This window comes from Paenibacillus sp. FSL L8-0663, assembly GCF_038008125.1.
Taxonomy (GTDB): Bacteria; Bacillota; Bacilli; order Paenibacillales; family Paenibacillaceae; genus Paenibacillus; species Paenibacillus polymyxa_D.
Genome location: NZ_JBBOYM010000001.1, coordinates 3,531,373 through 3,555,749, shown reverse-complemented (window position 1 = coordinate 3,555,749; position 24,377 = coordinate 3,531,373). Strand labels below are relative to the sequence as shown.

At 45.0% G+C, this 24,377-nt stretch carries 20 protein-coding genes and 1 other annotated feature; of the genes, 15 read left to right on the top strand and 5 right to left on the bottom strand.

Translation table 11 applies throughout. The features are described from left to right. Window positions 1–165 precede the first annotated feature (165 nt). A complete protein-coding gene (locus MKY75_RS15460) occupies window positions 166–2,049 on the top strand; it encodes a glucose PTS transporter subunit IIA (protein WP_340885841.1) in 1,884 nt (627 codons plus the stop codon). Then, window positions 2,046–3,791 (top strand): phosphoenolpyruvate--protein phosphotransferase, encoded by a 1,746-nt coding sequence (gene ptsP / locus MKY75_RS15455; protein ID WP_029517655.1) that lies wholly within the window; start codon window positions 2,046–2,048, stop codon window positions 3,789–3,791. The genes MKY75_RS15460 and ptsP overlap by 4 nt, the downstream gene beginning before the upstream one ends. Before the next feature lie 193 nt (window positions 3,792–3,984). On the opposite strand, the gene MKY75_RS15450 is transcribed toward ptsP, so the two are convergent. Then, window positions 3,985–4,515 (bottom strand): type 1 glutamine amidotransferase domain-containing protein, encoded by a 531-nt coding sequence (locus tag MKY75_RS15450; protein WP_029517654.1) that lies wholly within the window; start codon window positions 4,513–4,515, stop codon window positions 3,985–3,987. 338 nt (window positions 4,516–4,853) lie between these two features. Here MKY75_RS15450 and MKY75_RS15445 point away from each other — a divergent pair, with 338 nt between their 5' ends. The 4 genes from MKY75_RS15445 (at window position 4,854) to MKY75_RS15430 (ending at window position 7,671) form a co-directional block, all read left to right on the top strand. Then, entirely contained in the window at window positions 4,854–5,300 is a 447-nt protein-coding gene (locus MKY75_RS15445) for a hypothetical protein (protein WP_029517653.1), read from the top strand. 101 nt (window positions 5,301–5,401) lie between these two features. Further along, window positions 5,402–5,743 carry a bacillithiol system redox-active protein YtxJ gene (gene ytxJ / locus MKY75_RS15440; RefSeq protein ID WP_069010576.1) on the top strand — a complete coding sequence of 114 codons (342 nt, stop codon included), beginning with the start codon at window positions 5,402–5,404 and terminating at the stop codon, window positions 5,741–5,743. 107 nt (window positions 5,744–5,850) lie between these two features. After that, window positions 5,851–6,858: a catabolite control protein A gene (ccpA, locus tag MKY75_RS15435; protein WP_029517652.1), complete on the top strand. Its 1,008-nt coding sequence runs from the start codon at window positions 5,851–5,853 to the stop codon at window positions 6,856–6,858. Window positions 6,859–6,972: 114 nt separating this feature from the next. Continuing rightward, window positions 6,973–7,671: a 5'-methylthioadenosine/adenosylhomocysteine nucleosidase gene (locus tag MKY75_RS15430; protein ID WP_025724019.1), complete on the top strand. Its 699-nt coding sequence runs from the start codon at window positions 6,973–6,975 to the stop codon at window positions 7,669–7,671. Between the two features lie 13 nt (window positions 7,672–7,684). Here the strand turns inward: MKY75_RS15430 and MKY75_RS15425 are convergent, their stop codons facing one another. Next, entirely contained in the window at window positions 7,685–8,317 is a 633-nt protein-coding gene (locus MKY75_RS15425) for a GNAT family N-acetyltransferase (protein ID WP_069010578.1), read from the bottom strand. A gap of 240 nt (window positions 8,318–8,557) precedes the next feature. Here MKY75_RS15425 and acsA point away from each other — a divergent pair, with 240 nt between their 5' ends. Next, window positions 8,558–10,273: an acetate--CoA ligase gene (acsA, locus tag MKY75_RS15420; RefSeq protein WP_340885840.1), complete on the top strand. Its 1,716-nt coding sequence runs from the start codon at window positions 8,558–8,560 to the stop codon at window positions 10,271–10,273. A gap of 88 nt (window positions 10,274–10,361) precedes the next feature. Here acsA and MKY75_RS15415 read toward each other — a convergent pair whose 3' ends face one another. Then, entirely contained in the window at window positions 10,362–13,385 is a 3,024-nt protein-coding gene (locus MKY75_RS15415; RefSeq protein ID WP_340885838.1) for a transglycosylase domain-containing protein, read from the bottom strand. 135 nt (window positions 13,386–13,520) lie between these two features. After that, window positions 13,521–13,786 (top strand) — a binding site (T-box leader). Window positions 13,787–13,852: 66 nt separating this feature from the next. On the opposite strand from MKY75_RS15415, the gene tyrS reads away from it, so the two are divergent. Next, on the top strand, window positions 13,853–15,106 hold the full coding sequence (gene tyrS / locus MKY75_RS15410) for a tyrosine--tRNA ligase (RefSeq protein WP_165150271.1): 1,254 nt from the start codon (window positions 13,853–13,855) through the stop codon (window positions 15,104–15,106). A 201-nt stretch (window positions 15,107–15,307) separates the two neighbouring features. Beyond that, window positions 15,308–16,177: an AraC family transcriptional regulator gene (locus MKY75_RS15405; protein ID WP_029517647.1), complete on the top strand. Its 870-nt coding sequence runs from the start codon at window positions 15,308–15,310 to the stop codon at window positions 16,175–16,177. A gap of 78 nt (window positions 16,178–16,255) precedes the next feature. Here MKY75_RS15405 and rpsD read toward each other — a convergent pair whose 3' ends face one another. Continuing rightward, the gene (gene rpsD / locus MKY75_RS15400; RefSeq protein ID WP_013310919.1) at window positions 16,256–16,855 is read right to left on the bottom strand and encodes a 30S ribosomal protein S4; all 600 of its coding nucleotides are present in this window, start codon (window positions 16,853–16,855) and stop codon (window positions 16,256–16,258) included. A gap of 436 nt (window positions 16,856–17,291) precedes the next feature. Here rpsD and MKY75_RS15395 point away from each other — a divergent pair, with 436 nt between their 5' ends. The 5 genes from MKY75_RS15395 (at window position 17,292) to MKY75_RS15375 (ending at window position 22,280) form a co-directional block, all read left to right on the top strand. Further along, window positions 17,292–19,277, top strand: coding sequence for a sensor domain-containing diguanylate cyclase (locus MKY75_RS15395; RefSeq protein ID WP_340885835.1), 1,986 nt, complete (start codon window positions 17,292–17,294; stop codon window positions 19,275–19,277). A 195-nt stretch (window positions 19,278–19,472) separates the two neighbouring features. Beyond that, window positions 19,473–20,324 (top strand): hypothetical protein, encoded by an 852-nt coding sequence (locus MKY75_RS15390; RefSeq protein WP_165150258.1) that lies wholly within the window; start codon window positions 19,473–19,475, stop codon window positions 20,322–20,324. A 76-nt stretch (window positions 20,325–20,400) separates the two neighbouring features. Further along, window positions 20,401–21,516: an aminopeptidase gene (locus tag MKY75_RS15385; RefSeq protein ID WP_340885832.1), complete on the top strand. Its 1,116-nt coding sequence runs from the start codon at window positions 20,401–20,403 to the stop codon at window positions 21,514–21,516. 89 nt (window positions 21,517–21,605) lie between these two features. After that, complete coding sequence (locus tag MKY75_RS15380; RefSeq protein ID WP_013310915.1) at window positions 21,606–21,848, top strand: HPr family phosphocarrier protein; 243 nt, start codon at window positions 21,606–21,608, stop codon at window positions 21,846–21,848. Window positions 21,849–21,989: 141 nt separating this feature from the next. After that, window positions 21,990–22,280 carry a YlaN family protein gene (locus MKY75_RS15375; RefSeq protein WP_007431028.1) on the top strand — a complete coding sequence of 97 codons (291 nt, stop codon included), beginning with the start codon at window positions 21,990–21,992 and terminating at the stop codon, window positions 22,278–22,280. Window positions 22,281–22,421: 141 nt separating this feature from the next. On the opposite strand, the gene cax is transcribed toward MKY75_RS15375, so the two are convergent. Then, window positions 22,422–23,492 carry a calcium/proton exchanger gene (cax, locus tag MKY75_RS15370; RefSeq protein WP_029517643.1) on the bottom strand — a complete coding sequence of 357 codons (1,071 nt, stop codon included), beginning with the start codon at window positions 23,490–23,492 and terminating at the stop codon, window positions 22,422–22,424. A gap of 314 nt (window positions 23,493–23,806) precedes the next feature. Between cax and MKY75_RS15365 the strand changes: the two genes are divergently transcribed. Further along, window positions 23,807–24,172 (top strand): Asp23/Gls24 family envelope stress response protein, encoded by a 366-nt coding sequence (locus MKY75_RS15365; protein WP_013310912.1) that lies wholly within the window; start codon window positions 23,807–23,809, stop codon window positions 24,170–24,172. The last annotated feature ends 205 nt before the right edge of the window (window positions 24,173–24,377 follow it).

Below are 24,377 nucleotides of genomic sequence, written 5' to 3'. Positions count from 1 at the left end.
ATGCCTTGTTGATGAAATGGATCTAAACGGATTCATAGTGTTATCTTGTGATGATAAAGCTTTGGACCTGTAGTAGCATAAATAAATATTTTGGCAGATGGAATCATTGCTTTGACAAAAGTATTTATTCGGCTTACCATCAGGGATAGAAAGGAGAGGAATGCCATGAATTGGCTCGGATCCTTACAACAGCTCGGTCGTGCTGTCATGCTCCCGACGATGGTGCTACCAGCCGCTGCAATATTGCTAAGTCTCGGCAGCCTTCCTTGGTCGACATGGGGATTCCCCATGGTGTCTGATATGGCAAATGCGGCAGGACACGGGATTTTTTATTTTTTGCCATATTTGTTTGCGGTTGGTGTTGCCCTGGGTATGTCGAATCAGGCAGGTCAGGCGGGACTGGCAGCATTGGCTGGTATGGCTATATACGATCAGGTCACATTGAGATTTGGAAACGGACTCATTCAACCGGCGACGCTCATTGGTATCATTTTGGGGGTCATTTCAGGGGTGGCCTATAATCGCTTCAAAAGCATCAAATTGCCCGAGGTGCTTCAATTTTTTGGAGGTACCCGATTTGTTCTGCTGCTTATTGGCCTCTTCTCGGCTGTGTTTGCAGGACTCATGCTAATTATTGCCCCACTCATACAGAGAGGGCTGCAATTTATAGTAGGTTTGGAATCGAGCTTGGGCGGCTTTGGACTGTTTATCTACGGTATTCTATACCGACTACTGGCGGCCTTTGGTCTTCACCATCTGCTTAATAATATTTTTTGGTTTCAACTGGGTACATATAAAACACCGTCTGCTAACGTTGTGCAGGGAGATTTACCCCGGTTTTTTGCTGGCGATCCGACAGCGGGCTATTTCATGTCCGGGTTGTTCCCCATTATGATGTTTGCGATCCCTGCCATTGCGCTGGCGATCATTCAGGAAGCGCGTGAAGATTTGAAGCCAAAGGTGCAAAAAACATTTTTGACAGCTGCGCTTGTTTGCTTTTTTACTGGAGTGTCGGAACAGATTGAGTTTGCCTTTTTGTTTGCTGCTCCTTATTTGTTCCTCGTGCATGCAGTTATGTCTGGGCTGGCCATGTGGCTTACCTTTGAGCTGGATATTCATCACGGATTTTCCTATTCGGCGGGTTTTATAGATTATGTCCTTAATTTTCATCTCTCACATAACGCCTGGTTGTTAATTCCAGTGGGAGTCGCGTACGGGCTTGTGTATTATGTACTGTTTCGATGGGCTATCCGGCGGTTCCGTATTCCAACTCCTGGACGCGAGGAAGGTTCGGTTCTGGAGGATTGGGCCGGCAATATTCCTTATAGTGCTCCGCTTATTTTGGAAGCACTTGGCGGGAAGGAAAATATTGTGCAAGTAGAGGCCTGCATCACACGTTTGCGGCTGACCGTCCACAATGACAGGCTGATTGATACCGGAGCGATGAAGGCTTTGGGATCGGCTGGGCTTATCAATCTGGGTGGGGGTAATTTGCAGGTTGTATTCGGAACGTATTCAGAACTGATTCGTGAGGAAATCGCGAAGCTGATGGAGCGTGATCTCCCTCAAATTTTGTTCAACGCTCCTGTACATGGAAAAATGCTACCGATTCATGAAGTGCCTGACAAAATTTTTGCGACGAAGCTGGTTGGGGACGGTGTTGCTTTTGTTCCTGAACGCGGTGAACTTGTTTCTCCGGTGTATGGTACTGTGATGCATTTGTATCCGACCATGCACGCTTTAGGCATCTCCACACGAGAAGGACTTGAAGTTCTACTTCACATCGGGATTGATACTTCACAGCTAAAAGGGAATTTTACTGCTATGGTAGAAGCAGGCGATACGGTGGAACCGGGGCAATTGCTGATCAAATTTGATTTGCAGGCGCTACGAGAGCAAGCTCCATCGCTGGTGACTCCTATGGTCATCACGAATCCGGATCGCGTCAAGTCGTGGAGCTTTGCTCCGTTTAAAACAGTGAAAAAAGGTCAGGCCTCGGTAATGTCCGTTGTGCTGCATGACAGGAATGTTGGAGGGGTAGAAACATGATAGAAGGCATCGGCGCCGCAGCAGGTGTGGCAATCGGGAAGGCATTTGTCCTGCCGAGCTGGGAGTGGGATTTACCTGATCAAAAAATGGATGCGGTAGATCTTGCAAAGGAATTTGAACGTTTGTATGAAGGGATACGCACATCCAAAAGTGAAATCCAGTTTATTAAGGATGAGTTTCGAGAGATGGTGGGGCCAGAAGAATCCAGCATCTTTGATGCTCATCTTGCGATATTGGAAGATCCGGAATTCATGAATGAAATTCGTGGAATTATTGAGCGTCAGTACAAGGCGGCCGAGGTGGCCGTGAAGGAAGCCATTGATCATTTTGTGACAATGTTTGATTTACTGGACGATGAATATATGAAGGAGCGGGCAATCGATATCAAAGATGTGGGGAACCGGCTGCTCAAGCATTTGCTGGGTGCACCGGAGGTGACTCTTCCCAAGGACACACAGCCCTATATTCTGGTAGCCAAGGAGCTCTCACCCTCCCAGTCGGCACACTTGAATCCTAGCTATGTTTTAGGGATTGTAACTATGAATGGTGGTAAAACTTCGCATTCTGCGATCATGGCCCGTGCACTTGGGATTCCACTCGTTTCAGGACTGGAGAGCAATCTGAATTTGCCCGTTCAAACGGGAGACATAATGGTTGTGGACGGAGACCTGGGCAAAGTTTATGTGAATCCGGAAAAAACGGTAACTGATCATTATAAAATTTTGCGCGACGAGCAACGACGTAGAAAAGAGCAGCTTCAGGTACTTGCTTCTGTAGATGCCGTGACTAAGGATGGAACCACCCTGAGGCTGGCGGCCAATATTAGTTCGATTAAAGAGCTGGAGGCAGCTTTGAAGCATGGCGCTCAAGGTGTAGGACTGTTCCGCACGGAATTTTTATACATGGATCGCAAATCTGCTCCAGATGAAGAGGAACAGTATGAAGTATATCGGCTGATAGCAGAAAAGGCAGGAAACCACTCTGTGGTCATCCGTACCTTGGATATCGGTGGAGATAAGCCGTTGGACTATCTTCAACTACCAGAGGAAGAAAATCCTTTTCTGGGTTACCGTGCTATACGGATCAGTCTGGATTGGAAAGAATTGTTTAAAACCCAGTTGACTGCAATTTTGCGAGCCAGTGCAATGGGAAATATCAAGGTAATGTATCCGATGATCTCATCTGTAGAGGAGGTCCGCCAGGCAGATGCTCTTTTGAAGGAGGCTATGGCGGATTTGGATGCAAGAGGGCTTGCCTATAATCCGAACATTCAGCGAGGAATTATGATTGAGGTACCGGCTGCAGCGATGATCGCTGATTTATTGGCAGCTGAAACCAATTTTTTTAGTATCGGAACGAATGATCTGGTTCAATATGTGCTGGCTGTAGACCGTATGAATGAGCAGATTGCACATATGTACCATCCATACCATCCAGCTGTACTTCGAATGCTGCGCATGACTGCACAAGCGGCACATCAAGCAGGAATTGATGTGAGTGTATGTGGTGAGATGGCTGGAGATGAACGGTCCGTTCCGCTTTGGCTGGAACTGGGGATTCATCAACTCAGCATGTCTCCCCAATCTTTATTGCGGGTCAAGCATCGTGTGCTGAATACGACTGCATCTGAGGCAACGACGGTCGCTCAGGTTTGCTTTGGCATGTCCACTGGTGCAGCGATTGAAGACAAGCTGACTGCAGCTAATGTCAGCTGCACTCCGGCCGGGCCTGGACGGCAGTAATATGTAATGTCCGCAAAGCTTCGCAATTAGCATACACTTTTGGGGGGAGCCAAAAACTCCATACTGTTAGACTTGTCGTGACAAACCTTAATGGCGTAGCATGGTTTGGACGAAAAAGAACCTTCAAAACCACCTCATTCATGGTTTTGAAGGTTCTTTTTTCATCTTGTTGACAGTCTGTTGTGATTACGGTTTAGGTGTTATCTGCTAACAAATCGCAGAACGCTTTTCCGTAAGGTGGAAGATCGGGCGGCCGACGAGCAGAAACAATATGCCCATCCGTCACAACAGCTTCATCCTTCCAGGTAGCTCCTGCATTTTCCATATCATCACGAATACCTGGTGTGGAAGTTACCGTAACACCATCCAAAATTTTAGCAGAAATCAGTACCCAGCCTGCATGACAGATTTGTCCAATCGGCTTATGAGCAGCATGAAACTCCTGTACGAGTTGAATTACTTTGGGATAGCGGCGCAGTTTATCAGGTGCCCAACCGCCAGGGACGAGAATCCCGTCATAATCACTGCTATTCAGTTCCTCAAAGGCATATTCCGCTTCAGCAGGTACGCCATATTTTCCAATATATTTTTTACCCTTTTCCGCACCGGCTAAATGCACTTCTGCACCTTCTTCACGAACACGGTAAATTGGATACCACAGCTCCAGATCCTCGAATTCCTCATCCACTAGGGCGATAACCTTTTTTCCGGCAAGTCTTGACATCCAACCATCCTTTCGTGCGTCACATGATGACACCTCTGTTTTGTAATCTGTACTTTTACATCTTAAGAAAAAGAACGCCCGAAGTCCATTCCTTCGCAGATTCTTATGTTAGTAGTCTGCTCTTTGACGGCAATTGTCGTCATTTTCTGACCCGCCAAAGCTTTGGTAATTTGTTCATAGCTGCAACGTGTGGAAGGATTTGAAGTCCCAAAGTCGAAATAAAACAAGGTATGATAGATTTAATGGAGTTAACAAATATTTATTAGACTAGTAGATAGATATATTTGGATTCTGATGAGATCCTCGTATAGTTTGATCCTACGTAATGAGGTGGTTAAATGCATAAGCAATGTCAATGTGGCAAACCGATGGGACTGGAACTGCGAAAGGTAATCTATGCGGACAAGGTTGAAATTTTGCACGTCCCTGTATTCTCATGCTCGTCATGCTTTTCCAGTGAGGTTTTGCAGCATGTGACGAAGGACATTAAGGCACTATTACAAAGTCTAGGGAGCAAACCTACGGCGCGGAGAATTTCTTTTGCTCGCAACAATGAACTGGCAGAAATCATTCGCAAGCTTGTACTGGAGGAAGCGGACAATCCCAATGTAGATTGGCAATCTGCTTTGGAGGAGCGGATGGAGCTTCGAATTAATCTCTTACTGGATCTTTATCGCTATGCGAGAAGTCTGGGAGACGAAGATTGGATGAATGATGTAGAGAAAAAATTGGTCCAATTATCCGGTTTTACCAGTGAATCGGTATTTACAAATACAAAAAACTAAAAAATATGAAAATTTTCATGGTCACCATTGGATTTTACATGTTCTTTTTGTTACGATGGGAATAGGCCATACGACAAGACACAGAAAGGAATGTATATCCAATGGCGACGATGACAAAAATGACTACTGTTCAACAATTAGATACGGCTCTGGAAGCGTCATCAGACAAGCCGTTGCTTCTCTTTAAACATAGCACACGTTGTCCGATAAGTGCAGGCGCATATCAGGAAGTGGAGTCCTATTTGCATGACGCTCCCAACGAAAATATTGAATACGGTATCATTTATGTAGTAGAAGATCGGCCGGTGTCCAATGAAACCGCGGACAGGCTTCAGGTGAAGCATGAATCCCCGCAGGCCATTTTAATCAAGGGCGGAGAAGCTGTTTGGCATACATCCCATTCGAATATTACAGCCCGTGCACTCCACGATCATCTCACATAGATAGAATGTGTGCTGTCGTTGCATAAAGTAGTATTTTGTCGTATCATGGTTCTAATTAGTTGATCTAGGATTCGGTTGAAAATTTATTGGCAATGGAGAGAAGGAATGTGACGGTAACGATCTATGATGTAGCTCGCGAAGCTGGTGTCTCAATGGCCACAGTGTCCCGCGTAGTTAACAATAATCCTAATGTGAAACCTCAGACCCGCAAGAAAGTGTACGAAGCGATTGAACAATTGGGATATCGCCCAAATGCGGTCGCTAGAGGTCTGGCCAGCAAGAAGACAACGACCGTCGGCGTGGTTATACCGGATATATCGAACTCAATTTTTGCAGAAATTGCACGCGGTATTGAGGATATAGCGAATATGTATCACTATAATATTATTTTGTGTAATGCCGACAAGCGAAAAGAAAAAGAGATTCGTGTCATCAACACATTGCTTGAAAAGCAAGTGGATGGTCTTCTGTTCATGGGTGGTACAGTAACGGACGAGCATATTCAGGCGTTCCATACAGCTGCGGTCCCTATCGTTCTATGTGCAACGAGTGATGAAAAAGGAAGCTATCCTTCGGTCGATATTGACCATGAAGCGGCTGCTTTTGATGCAGTAAACACGTTGATCCGCCATGGACACCGTCAAATCGCAATGATCAGTGGTACGCTTCAAGACCCTGCAAACGGCTATGCACGTTTCCAAGGTTACAAGAGAGCATTGGAAGCAGCCGGAATTGATTATCAGGAGGATCTGGTGCGAATCGGGAACTACCGTTATGAATCTGGTGTTGAAGCCATGAAATATTTTCTCGGCCTGAAGAAGAAGCCAAGTGCGATTTTTGCTGCAACGGATGAAATGGCAATTGGTGCGATCCATAGTATTCAAGATGAGGGATTGAAAGTTCCTGATGATTTTTCGGTAATCAGTGTTGATAATATTCGTATGGCCTCTATGGTTCGTCCTCAGCTGACAACCGTCGCGCAACCGATGTACGATTTGGGTGCGGTAGCGATGCGTTTGCTGACCAAGCTGATGAAAAAGGAAAACGTGGAGAACCCTCGCGTTATTTTGCCGCATGAAACTATTTTGCGGTTGTCAGTTAATTATTTAGACTAGACGCAGTGCTGAATAGGATATACCTTCGATGAAAGCTCCTTTGATGGAGCTTTTTTCGTGGATATAAAGCTTCTTCTGGACATCATCATCAAACTAAGAATAGAGGGATGCGTAATGAGCCGACTTTATGGATTAATGGGTGCTATGGATGAAGAGATTGAATTGCTGCTGGCAGCGATGACGGAAGCGAGTAAGACGGTCAAGGCTGGAATCACTTACACTACAGGAATCATTCACGGGCAAAGAGTCGTCGTCTGTAAATCCGGTGTAGGCAAGGTTAATGCGGCGGTAACAACACAAATCCTGATTGATCATTTTGGTGTAGAACAGATTATATTCACGGGAGTGGCAGGGGCGGTTCATCCTGATTTAAACATTGGGGATATTGTCATCTCATCAACATGTATGCAGCATGATATGGATGTAACGCCTTTGGGTTATGCCAGAGGGGTCATTCCTTATCAGGACACCTCAGAGTTTGTGGCTGATCCCGAGCTTGTAAGTCTAGCTGAGCAAGCCTGCAAATCGTTTGGCGATCGGTATATTGTCGGCAAGGTACTTTCTGGCGATCAATTTGTTGCAAATCGTGAGTTAGTGACTGCATTGCATCAGGAAATGGACGGCGCTTGTACCGAAATGGAGGGTGCGGCTGTGGCTCAGACAGCTCATATGAACGCTGTGCCTTATGTTGTACTACGATCTATGTCAGATAAGGCTGATGGATCGGCCCACGTTAATTATGCTGAATTTACGGTAGAAGCTTCACATCGTTCGCATCGTATTGTGGAGTTCATGCTCAAGCATTTGGGCTAATGGTATAATTTTTTTAATACATGAATCTTCGGACAAATCGGATATGGTCAAACTGCTCTTGTGATGCGAGGGGCACATCCTTTCCCATTCGTACCATCAGACAGTTAGCAGGATGTGAGCATATTTCAGGATCATCCGTGGCGTACCAGACCATATCTACAGTTTTCATTAGACGCTCCATCATGCGGCGGTATTCCCATACGGAGAGACCGCTGCCTTTTAAATCCCAATGCCAATAGTATTCGGTCGTAAAAATAATATAGGATTCAAGCTGTCCATCCTCAAAGGCAATCCGAATCATTCGGCTACCCAGGCCTAGACCACGATAGTCATCGGCTACCTCAACAGCTCCGAGTTCCAATAAATCCTTCATGCCAGCTTCCGACCAGCGCTCCATCTCATCTGGGTAATGAAAAGTAACATATCCCAAAAGGGTTTCCCCGTTGTGGGCAATGATAATTCTGCCTTCTGGCAGTTCCGAAATATCCACCAACGCGTCGAATTGCTCCCTTGGTTTGCGAAAGGCATCTAATTGCTTGTGCATTTGAAATGAACGCAGTTGATCCGCGGATACGGGGCCTTCTACATAGATTGTTTGTCCGTTATGATCCAGCGTATCCGAGTGGTACAGTTTTAAATGCTGCATACGTACGCCCTCCTTGTTCGCCATGAGCTCGTTCCTCATATCCCATACTTATAGCAAAAAAACAATTAAATGAAAAGGATGGTCGTCACATCGTGACCTATGATATACTGTTTTAGACATAAAATGTTCACAATTTAAATCAACCAGTAAACCAAAGGAATCTATCTGCTTTATTGATTTTTGTAAGCGTTATCTTGTCCTGCGTGTTTCTCATTAATCCATTGTGAGGAGGCTGAACGCATGAAGATTGAAGAACTCCAGACTGTAGTTCCCACATCCAACATGGGCCCGTATGAACAAGCTTACAACAACTTTCAGTGGGAGGATGCAGAGCGTCATTTTACGTGGTATGAAACAGGCAAGGTAAATATGGCACATGAAGCCATTGATCGACATGTACAGGAAGGACGGGGTGAGAAAGCGGCACTATTGTATTGTGACGCAAACCGTCATGAAACCTACACCTTCTCTCAGCTTCGTGCTAGCTCTAACAGGTTCGGAAATGTGCTGCGCAAATACGGTATTGGTAAAGGGGAGCGGGTGTTTATTTTCATGCCACGTTCACCTGAGCTGGTTATTAGTTTACTTGGTGTTCTAAAGGTAGGGGCTGTTGTCGGTCCATTGTTTGAGGCGTTTATGGAAACTGCGGTTAAGGATCGATTGGAGGATAGTGGGGCAGTTGCATTAGTGACCACACCTGCGCTTCTGTCACGGGTAAAACGTGAGGAGCTTCCTGAGCTACGGCATATTTTTGTGGTTGGTGATATGGATGAACGCGAGCAGGGAATTATCGATTTTGAGACAGAAATGCTTACGTCCTCAGAGGAACTTGAGCCTGAATGGTTGGATCGTGAAGATGGATTAATTATTCACTATACATCAGGCTCAACAGGCAAGCCCAAAGGCGTGTATCATGTGCAAAATGCAATGATTCAGCATTACTATACTGGCAAAATGGTGCTGGATTTGCGGGAAGATGATGTGTATTGGTGTACTGCTGATCCTGGCTGGGTCACGGGAACGTCATACGGTATTTTTGCTCCATGGCTAAATGGAGCGACGAATGTCATTCGTGGGGGGCGTTTCAGCCCGGAAGACTGGTACCGTACGATTGAGCGTCACGAAGTGACCATATGGTATAGTGCTCCTACAGCGTTTCGGATGCTGATGAGCGCAGGGGAGCAGGTTGTTTCCAAATATGATCTCAGCAGTCTGCGGCATGTATTATCCGTTGGGGAACCGCTGAATCCCGAAGTGGTGCGATGGGGATGGCAAGTATATACACAGCGCATTCATGATACTTGGTGGATGACGGAAACAGGCGCACAGTTGATCTGTAATTACCCTGAGCTGCCGATTAAGCCGGGTTCGATGGGAAAGCCACTCCCAGGTATTCAAGCTGCTATTTTGGACGACAGAGGGCAGGTGTTGCCTCCTAACCGGATGGGTCACTTGGCGATCCGTACACCATGGCCATCCATGATGAATCGTATATGGAACAATCCGAACAAGTTTCAGGAATATTTCCGCTTTCCCGGTTGGTATGTATCGGGTGATTCGGCTTACATGGATGAGGACGGATATTTCTGGTTTCAGGGTAGGATTGATGATGTCATTAACTCCTCTGGAGAGCGAATCGGCCCTTTTGAGGTGGAAAGCAAGCTTCTGGAGCATCCTGCTGTAGCGGAAGCCGGAGTCATTGGAAAACCAGATACCGTGCGGGGAGAGATTATCAAAGCTTTTGTTGCACTGCGTGAAGGCTATGCACCGTCTGAAGCTTTACAGCAGGACATCTATCGCTTCGTTAAGGAAGGGCTGTCTGCCCATGCTGCTCCACGCGAAATTGAATTTAAGGAAAGGTTACCCAAAACCCGCTCTGGTAAAATTATGAGACGCGTGTTGAAAGCCTGGGAGCTTAACCTTCCTACAGGTGACTTATCTACCATAGAGGATTGAAGTACAGTGTATATTAGAATTAAAAAAAGGAGTCTCCAAAGCCTTAATGGCTAAGGGGACTCCTATCACTTTCTACTCTTGTCTTCAGTTATGGACGGACGGCTCCAGAAGGAGCCGATTCCCCCATGGCATTCATGGAAGTGACACGAAACCAGCCTTTTGGCTTTTTCTTCGACTTATATTCAAAGCTGGTAGATGCGGTAGAGCCTATATTTGTAAAAGGCTCCGCACCGCTTTCGCTGTAATACACGTTATAGCCTGTAATAGCGTCCGCCGACTTACCTGCGCTCCATTGGAGCGCTACGGATGAGCCTGCGGCTTTAGCTTGAGGCTGTCCAGGGGCAGTAGGGACCTCTGTAGGCTGCTCACCTGTTCCATCTCCCTCGCCCGGAACGTCTGGAGACTCAGAATCTGCAGGTGGCACTACAGGTGTTGCGCTTGCTTTCGTGCTTGGACCGGACTCATGGCCGCCCACATCAACGGCGGTCACGTAGTAGCTAGAGCTGCTGCCCCCAGGGCTGTCAGAGAACACCTTGGAGCTGTCAGCCATAACGACCTTGCCAAGCCGTTGGAAGCTCCCCCCATCTGTAGAACGATACAGACGGTATCCTACGACGTCGCTGTTTCCGCTTGGGCTAAAGCTGATTATGGCTTTACCATCACTATAGCTTACGTTGACGCTAGATGGAGCGTTAGGAGCTGCTCCATCGTCCTTGCGTGGATCAATCTGAGTAGGAGCTTCCTTATCTGCATCCTGAGGCAGATAGTAGGACAACGAATTATGTCGTCTCATCACCTTAAAGGCTTGCTGAAGCTCTTTAATCAATTCTGAGATTGACTTTTCCCGTTTCCTAACGGTCCGTTCATATAACATATCATCCGGTGTACCATCGCGTGGAATATAATTCACACCTTGGTAGGTAATATATTTCGCACGACTCACACCATTTTCACTGTTTTTAGGTGGATACTTACTGTTATAAATGTCCGAACCATACGCGGATGCTGTACGGCTTACAATGCCGTCAGGTCTCTTGAAGCTGTCCGTTTGGAACAGCTGAGCATCTTTAGTTGTTACTTCATTCATGATTAGAGCCCATAAGCGGCGAGCCCGCTCTTTTTGGACTTTCGTTTCAAGCTTATTGACAGGTTGCTTGTAACCAACCCATACACCCAGTGTGACGTCAGGCGTAAAGCCCTCGAACCAAACATCAGTGTAGGATTGCGTAGTGCCTGTCTTGCCGGCAATCGGAATCTTACCGGATTGATCAAAGTTCCGCTTCACCAGTCTGCCTGTGCCCTCCGACACGGCTGTACGCAACATATCTGTCATCAGGTAGGCGGTTTGCGGTGAGAAGGCCTGCACAGGATTAGGCTGATGCTTGTATATAATATTGCCTTGCGAATCCACAATCTTTTCGATCATATAGGCGTCATTAAACACACCGCCATTTGGAATGGCTCCATATGCATTCGTAAGCTCCTCGACGGTCACCCCATGGGCCAAGCCGCCAAGTACACCCGTTTGGGCGTTGTTATCACTGGATTCCAAGGTGGTGATGCCCAGCTTCTTGGCAAAAGCCCAGGCTTTGCTGATCCCTACTTTTTCGTTAAACAGCTTGAGTGCTACCGTATTGAGCGATTGATTCAGTGCATAACGCGCCGTGACCAATCCTTGATAGCGGTTGTTAGAATTTTTCGGAATGTGATACCCATTACTGCCATCTTTCAAAATAATAGGGGCATCATCCACGATACTACCAGGCTGCACAAGACCGCTGTCCAATGCAGGGAGATAGGCAGCAATCGGTTTCATTGCCGAACCCGGCTGACGAACCATCTGGGTGGCATAATTCATCTGCTCCTTTTGGAAGTCCCGACCTTCCATCATTCCAAGAATGGCGCCTGTTTTATGCTGAATCAGAATAGCCGCTGCTTGTTCGTCACCCTTGGTTTTACTAGTGGCAGAGAAGTTATTCTTATTTTCTGCAATTTGACGCATAGATTTGTATACGCTCTTATCAATGGTGGTGTACACCATATAACCGCCTGTGCGAAGCTGCTGTTCAGCTTCTTTGAGCAAATCATTATCGTCCTTGGTTTTGGCATCTGCACTGGCATTAGCTGCTTGACCCGGATTAGTGACAGACATGAGTGCCTGCGCAGCTTGTCGTTCTGTTTCTATCATAAGATATGGATAGGTGTTATAAGCCTTAACAGTACGTGGTGCGAGAGATTTTTTGATATCAAAAGCCATCGCTTCATTATACTGTGCTTTATTGATTTTGTTCTCCTCCAGCATTCGACTGAGCACCAGGTGCTGGCGGTTGATGGCTCTTTTAAAGCCAGCTTCATTAAACTCACCCTTACCGTTGTAAGCAGAATAGGAAGAAGGAAGCTGTGGCAAACCTGCCAGATAGGCAGCCTGGGCTATATTAAGCTCGTTCAGATCATTCTCATTAAAGATACCTTTGGCCGCTGCTTTAATGCCAAAGACGTTGTAACCGCTTGAACCGTTACCAAAAGGTACTTTATTAAGATAGGCCGTAATAATTTGTTGCTTGCTTAGGAAGCGCTCAAGGCGCAGAGACAGCAAAATTTCTTTGACCTTGCGATCATCCGTGCGATCGAGATTTAGAAAGACACGACGCGCAAGCTGCTGGGTGAGGGTACTACCCCCGGTTTGTACGGATTCATGCAGCGCCTTTTGCTTCACAGCACGCAGTGTTCCCGATAGATCGACACCTTTATGCTCGTAAAAATGATTATCTTCAATGGCAATGACTGCGTCAATGACGAGTTGTGGAATCTCCTTAAACGTGACAGGTCTTCGATCTTCTTCTGTCCGGAGTTGTCCGATGGGAGAGCCATCATTGAAATAAGCGAAGCCTGTAATTGCATTCTTATCTACTTCCTGTAGGATCATGGATCTGGAACGCACGGGTTCGCTTTTTACAATAGAAGCAACATAGCCGGCGGCCGCTCCTCCTGCAAATAGTGCCCCCATAAAACCGATGATGACGACCCACTTTATGACACGGCCGAGCCTTCGCATGGTTGTCCGCAAGCGGGAAGGCTTTGGCTCTGATACATTGTTTTTTTCTTCAACCATTAAGTCTTCCTCCTTTATAACAGCCATTATTATAGCATAAAATTACAAAATGAACCCATATGCTAAAAAGCCTGTCTTTTGGTGTCGTTGACTACATAAAAGCAGTGTGTTATAAATAGGTCAAAGTAAATATCGTGAAAAGCAGAGAAAGACTTCAGTAGAAGGCGGATTCACGTTGTACAGAGAGCCGATGGGTGGTGTGAATCGGTAGCGTCCCTCCTTTGAATTACCGTCTGGAGCTGTCTGGATGAATGGAAAGCTTTTGCAGGTTTGCGAAGCACCATAGTAATCCAGTACCGGGTGTAGGCCCGTTATAGGAATGAAGTGAAAGAAATGTCTGTCTTTGACATGCGTTTCTTTAATTAGGGTGGTAACGCGAGTAGCTCCTTCTCGTCCCTTGGGATGAAAGGGGCTTTTTGGTTTGTCTAATATGTAATATTTTGGATGAAAAATAGGAGGTATACAGGATGAAGTGGGAAGAATTGAAGCCGGAGCAGCAGGTAGAGGTAGAACGACAGCTAGAGGTGATACAGCGGGGTGTAGCGGAAATTGTACCGGAGGATGAGCTGAAGCGTAAGGTGATCAAATCGGTCGTTAGCGGCGAGCCACTCAAAATTAAGCTGGGCCTTGATCCATCTGCTCCCGACATTCACATCGGACATACGGTTGTTATGCACAAACTGCGCCAGTTCCAGGAATTAGGCCATCAAGTACAACTGATTATCGGAGATTTTACAGGCAGAATTGGTGATCCGACAGGTAAATCGGAGACTCGTAAGCAACTGACTGAGGAAGATGTACAGCGCAATGCCCAAACATACAAGGAACAAATTTTTAAAATTCTCGATCCTGAAAAAACAAAGGTATTTTACAATTCCGAATGGTTAGGGCCAATGTCTTTTGCTGATGTAGTAACCCTGTCGGCCAAAGTAACGGTTGCCCGTATGTTGGAACGGGATGATTTTACCAAAAGGTACCAAAACGGATTGCCGATCAGTATCCATGAGTTCTTTTATCCGCTGATGCAGGGCATGGATTCCGTGGCTCTCCAAAGCGATATTGAATTAGGGGGAACGGATCAGAAGTTTAATCTTCTGATGGGTAGAACCCTGCAAAAAGAATACGGAGTTGAGCCACAGGCTACTATTACTTTACCATTGCTTGAAGGGCTGGATGGAGTTCAGAAGATGAGTAAAAGCTTGGGGAATTACATTGGTGTTGATGAGGAGCCGAACGAAATATACGGAAAATCCATGTCCGTTCCTGATGAGCTGATGCTGAAATATTTTGAGCTTGCAACGGATATCAACAACGAGGAGTTGGCAGAGCTGGCGAAAGGTGTTAAGGAAGGCTCAGTGCATCCACGTGATGCCAAAATGAAGCTGGCTGGAACGTTAGTGCGCATGTACCATGGTGAAGAAGCAGAGGAAGCAGCGAAGCAGCATTTTGTGACCGTATTCCAGCAGCGCGCGCTGCCTGACGATATTGAAGAGTTCACCTTGACGGCTGATCAGTTAGAAGAAGGTGGCATTCGTGTGATCCAGTTGCTGACTCATCTGGGCTTTGCAGCATCTAACGGTGAAGCCAAGCGCAGTATTCAGCAGGGTTCGGTCAAAATTAACGAAGAGAAATGGACCGATGTGAACGAAGCATACACGCCGAAGGAAGGCGACATTGTGCAGGTAGGTAAACGGAAATTTGCTAAAATCAAGCTTGGATAATGAAAATATATTCAAAAGCAGCTCTGAGATTGTCTCGATCTCAGCGTTGCTTTTTTATTTCTGCCAAGTGAAAAGTCATGGTAAACTTAGCACAAATAATCAAACATGTAGGTGAAGAGTTATACATAATGAAAACGTGGGTTGCACAATTTGAGTGTAGGATCGATAATCAGAACAATTACGAGTGTGGGGAAGGATTATATGGACTATTTTAAACGAATTCAGTGTGCGATTGAGTTTATTGAATTGAATCTCCGGGAGGATCTAAAAATTGCCGATATTGCTTCACAGGCATGCTTTTCAGCTTTTCATTTCCAGCGGGTTTTTCAGGCCATTTCGGGTTTTACGGTTCAACAGTATATAAGAAGGAGAAGATTGTCCGAGGCGGCTGAACAGCTAAAACAATCCAATCAAAAAGTGTTGGACATTGCTATTGAGTTTCAGTACAACTCGCAAGAAGCCTTTACCCGCGCTTTTGAAAAGAATTTTGGGATCACCCCTGGGAAATATCGTAACAGTGATATTGAGCTTCCTGGACAAAGCAAAATTAATTTTCTGGATTATCAAAAAAATACGAAGGGGGATTTGGATGTGAACAAGCCAGTGATATTGCAGCTCGAAACGACCAAAATTATAGGGTATGAATATAAAACAAATCTGAATAATGAGCAGCACTATAAAGAAATTCCAGGATTTTATGGGCACTTTGGAGCCAATGAATATTTTATGTGTATCCCGAACAAGATCGCACCGGGAATGTCATATGGGGTTGCCTGTCGATTTGAAGACAATGGTGCATTTTCATTTGTGGTGGGCGAGGCAGTTGAAAAAGAGTCAAATGAACTGGCAGAGGGTTTCATATATATGGAGATTCCAGCAGGGAAGTATGCTGAGTTTGACGCTTCGGGTTCAGATGGACGGGTTCAGAATATACGAGACTTTATCTATGGCACATGGCTTCCTAATTCTAATTTTGAACGGAGGGAGGGACCAGATTTTGAAATTACGGACGTGATGAATTCCTCCTATCCAGATCATTTGAGCATGAAAGTATACATCCCCATTGAATAAAACTCTCAGGCTCGATCATAAGGAATATAAAAAAAGCACCCGAATAAATTCGGGTGCTTTTTGGTGCTAATGCAGGGATTAGCGGTTGTAGAATTCGACGATTTGTTTTTCATCGATATCTTGGGACAATTCGCCACGCTCAGGCAAACGAATGAATTTACCTTCCAGAGCTGCGTCATTGTACTCCAGGTAAGCTACCAAGTGGTTGCGGTTTTCCAAAGCTTCTTTGATGGAAGACAGGGAACGACTTCTTTCACGAAGACCGATCACGTCGCCAGGGCTTACTTGGTAAGAAGCGATGTCAACTTTTTTACCGTTCACAGTAACGTGACCGTGAGCTACCAATTGACGTGCGCCTGCACGGGAATTAGCAAAGCCAAGACGGAATACAAGGTTGTCCAGGCGGCTTTCCAGCAAGAACATAAAGTTTTCACCAGCGATACCGTGCATGTGTTGAGCTTTGTTGAACAGGGTACGGAATTGTTTTTCACCCAAGCCGTACATGTGACGCAACTTTTGTTTCTCTTGAAGCTGCATACCGTAGTTGCTGATTTTTCTCCGTTGGTTTGCACCATGTTGTCCCGGAGGGAAAGGGCGTTTCAATTCTTTACCTGTGCCGCTCAGGGAAATACCGAGACGACGGCTCAATTTAAATTTAGGACCAGTGTAACGTGCCATTATAGAGTTAACTCCTTCATAATTAAAATTTGAGTTGGGGCTCTCTTTGCGCTCCAATTTGTTCGGCGCTACCTATTAAGGTGAGACGCACTACTGACAGAAAAGTTCAGCCGCTGTCCTGTCAGCAACAAAAAAGATGAGGGTGACACAAACTGTTACGCCCAAAATTTAAGATCCGCACAGTAGATAGTTCTGCCGTACAGTCTTTTTCAATAATATATACTACATGTAAGAGTAGGTCAATGTCAAGAAGAGAAAAAGAATGAAAACGTCAAATTTTGTCGATAGGGCTTTAGAACTAAAAAAGTGGGACGAATTTCTGGAAAATGGATGCAAATTTCTAGAGTTGGGAGTAAAATAGATCATATTATGAGCTATAGTGGTGTATAGCCGCTGTCTTGGTACAGCTAATTTTGCTGTGAAGGAGCGCCTTAATATGTCGGAATTTTCAACAACGGATCAGCAAATGCTTGACAGTAAAACGGTCCAGGCTAGCGGTGCTCCGCTGTTTGATGATAAAGGATATACTTCTTTTGCCTGGCTCCAGAACATGGATATGACACCCTATGATTTCCCCTATATTAACCAGCTGCTTGTTCAAGGATATCGGAGTTGGTTACAACAGGGCAATGGTATATCCTGGATTAACGAAGAATATACTGCTGTTTTTAATTTTATAGGTGTTCGTGTTGCTGGTAAAAAAGAAGATGATGACGAGGATCTGGATTTGGTCGAACGTTGTTGCATATCTAGAGAGATGGAAGTGAGCCAGCGCAAACTTCGTGATGGAAGCCTTGCGTTTGTGTATATGGTTCCCATACTATGCCGTAATTACAAGAGCGAGCCCTTTGCCGCTCTTCGTTTTACACGGCCTGCTCAACATTCTGTCCCAAATCTGGACACATTGTTATCAGCTGCTTTACATTTTAAATCCTGCTTTTACACGAAGTTTGAGTACATATTTATGGAAGATGTCCTTGGGATGCGGAATCGAAGCGATCATGAAGGTAGACGCCGTTCTATTTTATTTCAGATTGTAAAACGGATGCATGACAAAATTGACGTAGAAGGCGTGCTGGATGAGGTATTCGGGAGCATCGCCTATTTGTTTCCCCATGTAGATATCACCTTGTATATGAGTCAGGATCGACATAGTCGCAATCCGCAGGTCAAACCTTTACTGCTGCATGAACGGGACGAAGATGTATGCGTCCGTGCATTTATGAAAGGGCAAATGGCTGTGAATGAGCCTGTCGGTACACAAGATGAAATAACTGAAATCGGCATCCCATTACGTGGTAAGCAGGGCGTATACGGTGTTTTCCATATGATTCTTCCATCGGGCGCGGATAGTATGAAAAAAGTGGATGTAGAGCTGATTGCCATGATGGCGGATACGGCTGGCACCGCATTTGAAAATGCAAAGCTGCTTGAGCAATCGAATGTACTTATCCATGAATTGCGTCTCATTAATGAACTGGTTCAGCGCTTGAATCAGAGCCTGAAGTTAAATGAAATATTTGAATTTGCCGTGCAGGAGTTATTAAAAATGTTCATGGCGGACTTTTGTTGTATTGTACAGCTTGACCAGGATGGAAACTGTTTTAAGGTCATGTCGAGTAATGTGGAAAGCTTAAGACTGGAAAGTTACCCTCTTGAAGATGGATTTGCTGGACTAATACGCTTAACAGGGGAACCAGTGATTGTGTCGGACTATAGAAAGGATGGGAAGATATCCTCTCATTTTATGGATGCGACGCACTCCCAGTCTTTGATGGCTGTACCTATGAAGACCAGCGGTACTCCTAAAGGGGTTATACTATTGTCCAGCAAGCTTCCGCACTTTTTCTCTTACGATAATTACAAAATGTTGCAAATGCTAGCCCCTCATATCGGGTTGGCGGTAACCAATGCTATGCTGCACGCTGAGGTGCGGCGGTTGGCTAATATGGATATGTTAACAGGTCTGTATGTACGTCATTATGTGGACCAAATCATTCAGCAACATCAGGAAAAGGATTTCTGTGGATCTCTTATTTTGGTAGATATTGATCAATTCAAACAGGTGAATGATACGCATGGGCATCAGACGGGTGACGAAATTTTGAAAAGCGTCAGCAATATCGTTCGTTCGGCGACTCGCGATGAGGATGTATGTGCGAGATGGGGCGGCGAGGAGCTTGCCATTTATTTACCGCAGCTGGGGGTACAGCAAGCGCTCGGATATGCAGAAAAAATACGTTACCGCGTACAGCATGAAACTGAGCCTCAGGTGACTGTTTCTTGCGGGATTGCTGAATGGAACTGGCTGGACGAGCAGATCAGTATTGAATCTTTATTTTATAGGGCTGATATGGCCTTGTACGAAGCGAAAAATGAAGGACGCAATCGAATAGTTGTTGATCATGTAGCCAATGTGTAGAGAATATTCCTTAGGGAATGTTCTCTTTTTGTCTTGCATAACCCTTTGCAGACAGGTAATCCTAAACGCAGCTATATCGTGTGTATGATTGAACTATAGGGATAACGCGATGAAGTGAACCAGGTAGCATAACTGGCTTGAAGCAGGATTATTGCTCATGAGTACAGCTATGTTCAGGATAGGACGGATGATGGGATGCATTGGAAAAAGCAATGGATGATGAAGGTTTGTGGTGTGTTGCTTGTAATAGGTGTGTTAAGTGGTTGTGCACTGGATCGACAATATACGCCTGAGCAGATTTTTAAGAGAGCTGTTGCAGGAATGGCTGGCAAAGAGATGGTAACGTTTACTGGACGGACTGCAATTAGAGCAGACAGTGGTCTGCCAACGAATAAGCAGTTTGAATATCGCGGTAGGCTAAGAAATCACGATGAATTGACCATGCACTGGGGTTCTGCAGAGGCTTTCCGTAAGCAAGGTGGCTACACAGCTCTGAAACAAGGTAAGTCCGAGCATGATGTTACACAGGAACGTTTTATTCGTCAGAGTGGGAAATGGGTTTCGCTGACATCCGGTTATCCTCCTGTGGTTGGAAATGGTATGTTAAATCGCTTCAATCCGATTCAGGAGCTTGAGGAATTAAATACACTGAATAAGAGCATTCGTATGGAAACGGGAGCTGCCCGGGGAACTTGGGTGTTGAGGATTGAACCGGAATCTGCTTCGGCAAAGCGCTGGTTGAAAGATCGTTTAATAAAAGAAATGAATACGTTAAACCCTCAAATCGTGATATTAAAAACGCAGCAGACAGGAACGAATCGAGAGCTGCGAAAGAAGCTGAGCCAAATATGGGCGCAAAGTTGTGAGGATATGAATAACCAGCTGGAGCAATCCATTGTGCATACGGTGTATCATTTGACCATAGATCGCCAAACAGGTTTACCCTTAAAGCTTTCATCCGAATGCCAGATTACCCGACAGGGAGAAAATGAAGATCTGCATCAAGAGGCTTTGATAACCAGAGTTACTTTTGAGGACTACAAGTAACGTGGCGGGCGTGATACAATGGACTTTGAATTAACCATTGTTCAAAAAGAATGAAATAGAGAAGGAGAGACACTACATGAAAGATCCTAGAATACTTAAGCTGGCGGAAAATTTAGTAGGTTACTCTGTTGAAGTGCAGCCTGGAGAAAATGTATTAATCGAAATGATTGGTACAGAGCGCGACTTACTTAACGCCATCATTCATGAAGTTGGTAAAAAAGGTGGAAATGTTTTTGTACAACTTACAGACCGTAAGGTACAGAGCGCCATGCTTCGTCACGCGACAAAGGAGATGCTGGAGACCTGGGCTGAGATTGACCTTAACCGGATGAAGCAAATGCACTGCTATATCGGAATTCGTGCAGGTGAAAATGTAAATGATTTGTCAGATGTGCCGGAAGATAAAATGAAATTGTATAATTCCATTTATCAGCATGCGGTACATAGCGAACAACGGGTGAAACACACCAAATGGGTAGTGCTGCGTTATCCGAATGACAGCATGGCTCAATTGGCGAATATCAGCACAGAAGCGTTCGAAGATTTTTATTTCGATGTGTGTAATCTGGATTATGCAAAAATGGACAAAGCTCAAGATGCATTGGCAGACCTGATGAATCGGACGGACAAGGTACGGATTAGTGGACCGGGTACGGATTTGAATTTCTCTATTAAGCAAATTGGAGCTATCAAGTGTTCAGGTCAATGTAATATCCCGGATGGCGAAGTATACAGCGCGCCTGTACGTGATTCCGTTAACGGAACGATCAGCTACAATGCACAAACCCTGTATAATGGCATTACTTTTGAAAATGTTAAATTCCGTTTTGAAAATGGTAAGATCGTGGAAGCAACGAGTAACGATACGAAGCGGCTGAATGATATTCTCGATTCTGACGAGGGAGCACGTTATATTGGCGAGTTTGCCATCGGGTTTAATCCGCACATCTTACATCCAATGAAGGATATTTTGTTTGACGAGAAAATCGCCGGCAGCTTACATTTTACACCGGGTCAAGCTTATGAAACAGCGGATAACGGTAATCGTTCATCGATCCACTGGGATTTGGTGTTGATTCAGCGTCCAGAATATGGCGGTGGTGAAATTTATTTTGACGATGTTTTGATTCGTAAAGATGGCATCTTTGTACTGCCTGAGCTGGAGCCATTAAACCCTGAAAATTTAAAATAACGATATCCGTTCTTGCTGAGAAAGCGATTTCAATGTATCATTATGGATGAGTAACGATACATGACAATTCAGTAAAGCGAGGGATTTCTATGTCCAATAATAACGCGGCGGTTGTTGAAATTGCACAGACGGCGAGCAAGTTCACCTCTTCCATCGTCCTTCATTCCGAAAATAAGTATATTGATGTGAAAAGTATACTGGGCTTGTTTACGACCCTAGTCAGCAGCCATAGCTATGAACTACACGTTCATGGACCAGATGCGGAGGAAGCCAAGAAAGCGATCATCGAGGTGTTCGAGAAGCACGGACTTCATATTTCAGTAGCCAGCTAACTTTATTCTTGAAGCAAAAGCATCCCTACCTGTAACTGTAGGGATGCTTTTTTTGTCAGGTTCTTGTATTAGCCTGCAATTTGGTCTAATATTAAGGATAGGACGTCTTGTGCGACATTGAGACATAGGGGGGAAGAATCCATGACTTCATCTGATTTGCAGGAACAATTGAATATCAAGGCTATTAATCTGCTTCAGGAAGATGCAGATAAAATAAAGAAGCTTATTGAAGTACAGATGGAGAATCTGGCAACCCGTTATTGCCCTCTCTATGAGGAAGTGCTGGATACTCAGATGTACGGATTTTCCAAGGAAGTGGATTTTGCGGTTCGCGCTGGACTTCTTCCGGAAATGGTAGGTAAACAGCTGGTCAGTGAGCTGGAACGCAATCTGGCTATTCTATATGAGGCCATGAATAATAAGGCCAATTAGGAAGACGGTTGAATTGATGAGAGCATGCGGAGCTTGAGAGCATGCTTTTTTTGATGCCTTTTTTTAAAAAAATGTTCTTTTAGGATGGTAAAAGCGCATCCCCTTCCACCATCCTAATGAACATTTTAAAACCTTAAAAAGCTACACAAGAAAGAAGGATACACCTAACAATACATACACTACCAATAGCATGAGCCCCTCATACCAGTTGGTTGAGCCGTCTTGGGTGATGGATTTGGCGATAAATACAGCGACAGCAATGGCGACCAGCTCAATAGTAGTGAAAACAATATTCATCGTGTTTCCCATAAAGTAACTGACAAATATCAGCACAGGGGCAACAAATAGCGCAATTTGCAAACTGCTGCCGACAGCTATTTCAACCGATGCACCGATTTTATTCTTCATCGCCAGTAAAATAGCAGCGCTGTGTTCGGCTGCATTACCAATAATAGCGACGAGGAAGGCACCTACGAACAATTCGCTGAGCCCAAATTGGGTCGTAAACACCTCCAGCGTACCTACCAGCCATTCGCTGACAAAAGCGACCATGACGGTAGCAAGTATCAAATAGGCAATGGATTTGTTTCTGGACCATACAGGGGCATGCTCATGTGGTAATTCTTCATCTTTTTGTTCGGTCACATCAGATAAATAGTCCTTATGCGTAATCATAGAAAAAATAAGCCACGCAATATACGCGACAATGAGCGTGCCTGCGACAATGAGGCTGAGCGTATCTGATTCGCTATCCGTGATAACGTGTGTGTTCAAAAAGACAGCTGGAACGAACAAGGCAATAACAGCCACAATCATCAGAGAACCACTTAATCCAGCCAGCGATATATTGAAATTTTGTACTTTGTACTTTAAACCGCCAGCGAACAGACTTGCTCCTAGCACCAACAGCAGATTGCCGATGATAGAACCAGTAAGACTAGCCTTTACCATATCGTAAAGACCTTCTTTAACAAGAAAGATGGCGATGATCAGTTCGGCTGCGTTACCAAAGGTGGCATTTAAGAATCCACCTAAACGTTGGCCAGCATAATGCGCGACGCTTTCGGTCGCCCTGCCGAGGAAACCGGCTACGAATACAACAGAAATTGCACAAATGACAAATTGGGCTATAGCGTTCCAATGCGTGTAATGAGCGACTGCGCTAAGAGCAAATGTCGCTATAAGCAAAGCGGGAGATAACCATTTTTTCAATGAAGAGCACCTCGATATCAATAAATGTGTACAAGTTTGGTGAAAGCTGTCACTTCAGCATTTTGCATAATTCGATTCCCATCGCACATAAGTACAATATATAGACGAACTAAAGCGTTTCGATCTATATATTGCTGATTGGAAAACACTCTTGGGGTTTATGCAAAATGCTCACTTGTATGGATTTTCTAAATTAATATACCCAAAATGATATAGGTTGTAAACGAAAGTTGTTTTTCATACGTAGAGTTTGCATTTGGAGTGGCTGAGGCTTTACAATACAAATAAAGGATGGATGAAGGGGGACATAGGTCATGGCAGAGCAAATTCAACAACTGGAAGCAGGAAACATCAAGATTTCCAACGATGTCGTAGGTAAAATTGCCGGGATGGCCGCATTAGAGACACCGGGCATTGCTGCAATGTCAGGTGGCTTATCGGAAGGCTGGGCCAAAAGGCTGAGCGGTAAAAATGTGCAAAAAGGCGTATCAGTGGAGGTTGGACAGCTGGAAGCTGCCATTGATCTACGTATTATCGTACTCTACGAAACACCTATTCATGAGGTGTCCCGAATTCTTCAGCAAAATGTGCGAGAAGCCGTCGAAAGTATGACAGGTTTGCGGGTCGTGGAAGTGAACGTAAAAGTGGAAGGTGTCGCGTTCAAGGACGACGCAGTGTAATAGAATCAAGGACCGATAATGCTACATTTTTAACCAATTGTATACATGCCGGGAATTCCGTAGGATAACCCGAATAAAAACACGAAAACTGGTGGTTATAGAATCGCCAGTTTTCGTTTTATGAATCAACAGCATAGCCATTTTTGCAGAGGGTTTCCGTATTTTTATACATAACCAAAAGAACTTCCAAAGCCACCGTTGTAAG

What these genes read in the sequence shown, in the direction of transcription:
- MKY75_RS15460 (WP_340885841.1), top strand. Translation starts at nt 166, where the DNA reads ATGAATTGGCTCGGATCCTTACAACAGCTCGGTCGTGCTGTCATGCTC.
- ptsP (WP_029517655.1), top strand. Translation starts at nt 2,046, where the DNA reads ATGATAGAAGGCATCGGCGCCGCAGCAGGTGTGGCAATCGGGAAGGCA.
- MKY75_RS15450 (WP_029517654.1), bottom strand. Translation starts at nt 4,515, where the DNA reads ATGTCAAGACTTGCCGGAAAAAAGGTTATCGCCCTAGTGGATGAGGAA.
- MKY75_RS15445 (WP_029517653.1), top strand. Translation starts at nt 4,854, where the DNA reads ATGCATAAGCAATGTCAATGTGGCAAACCGATGGGACTGGAACTGCGA.
- ytxJ (WP_069010576.1), top strand. Translation starts at nt 5,402, where the DNA reads ATGGCGACGATGACAAAAATGACTACTGTTCAACAATTAGATACGGCT.
- MKY75_RS15430 (WP_025724019.1), top strand. Translation starts at nt 6,973, where the DNA reads ATGAGCCGACTTTATGGATTAATGGGTGCTATGGATGAAGAGATTGAA.
- MKY75_RS15425 (WP_069010578.1), bottom strand. Translation starts at nt 8,317, where the DNA reads ATGCAGCATTTAAAACTGTACCACTCGGATACGCTGGATCATAACGGA.
- acsA (WP_340885840.1), top strand. Translation starts at nt 8,558, where the DNA reads ATGAAGATTGAAGAACTCCAGACTGTAGTTCCCACATCCAACATGGGC.
- MKY75_RS15415 (WP_340885838.1), bottom strand. Translation starts at nt 13,385, where the DNA reads ATGGTTGAAGAAAAAAACAATGTATCAGAGCCAAAGCCTTCCCGCTTG.
- tyrS (WP_165150271.1), top strand. Translation starts at nt 13,853, where the DNA reads ATGAAGTGGGAAGAATTGAAGCCGGAGCAGCAGGTAGAGGTAGAACGA.
- MKY75_RS15405 (WP_029517647.1), top strand. Translation starts at nt 15,308, where the DNA reads ATGGACTATTTTAAACGAATTCAGTGTGCGATTGAGTTTATTGAATTG.
- rpsD (WP_013310919.1), bottom strand. Translation starts at nt 16,855, where the DNA reads ATGGCACGTTACACTGGTCCTAAATTTAAATTGAGCCGTCGTCTCGGT.
- MKY75_RS15395 (WP_340885835.1), top strand. Translation starts at nt 17,292, where the DNA reads ATGTCGGAATTTTCAACAACGGATCAGCAAATGCTTGACAGTAAAACG.
- MKY75_RS15390 (WP_165150258.1), top strand. Translation starts at nt 19,473, where the DNA reads ATGCATTGGAAAAAGCAATGGATGATGAAGGTTTGTGGTGTGTTGCTT.
- MKY75_RS15385 (WP_340885832.1), top strand. Translation starts at nt 20,401, where the DNA reads ATGAAAGATCCTAGAATACTTAAGCTGGCGGAAAATTTAGTAGGTTAC.
- MKY75_RS15380 (WP_013310915.1), top strand. Translation starts at nt 21,606, where the DNA reads ATGTCCAATAATAACGCGGCGGTTGTTGAAATTGCACAGACGGCGAGC.
- MKY75_RS15375 (WP_007431028.1), top strand. Translation starts at nt 21,990, where the DNA reads ATGACTTCATCTGATTTGCAGGAACAATTGAATATCAAGGCTATTAAT.
- MKY75_RS15365 (WP_013310912.1), top strand. Translation starts at nt 23,807, where the DNA reads ATGGCAGAGCAAATTCAACAACTGGAAGCAGGAAACATCAAGATTTCC.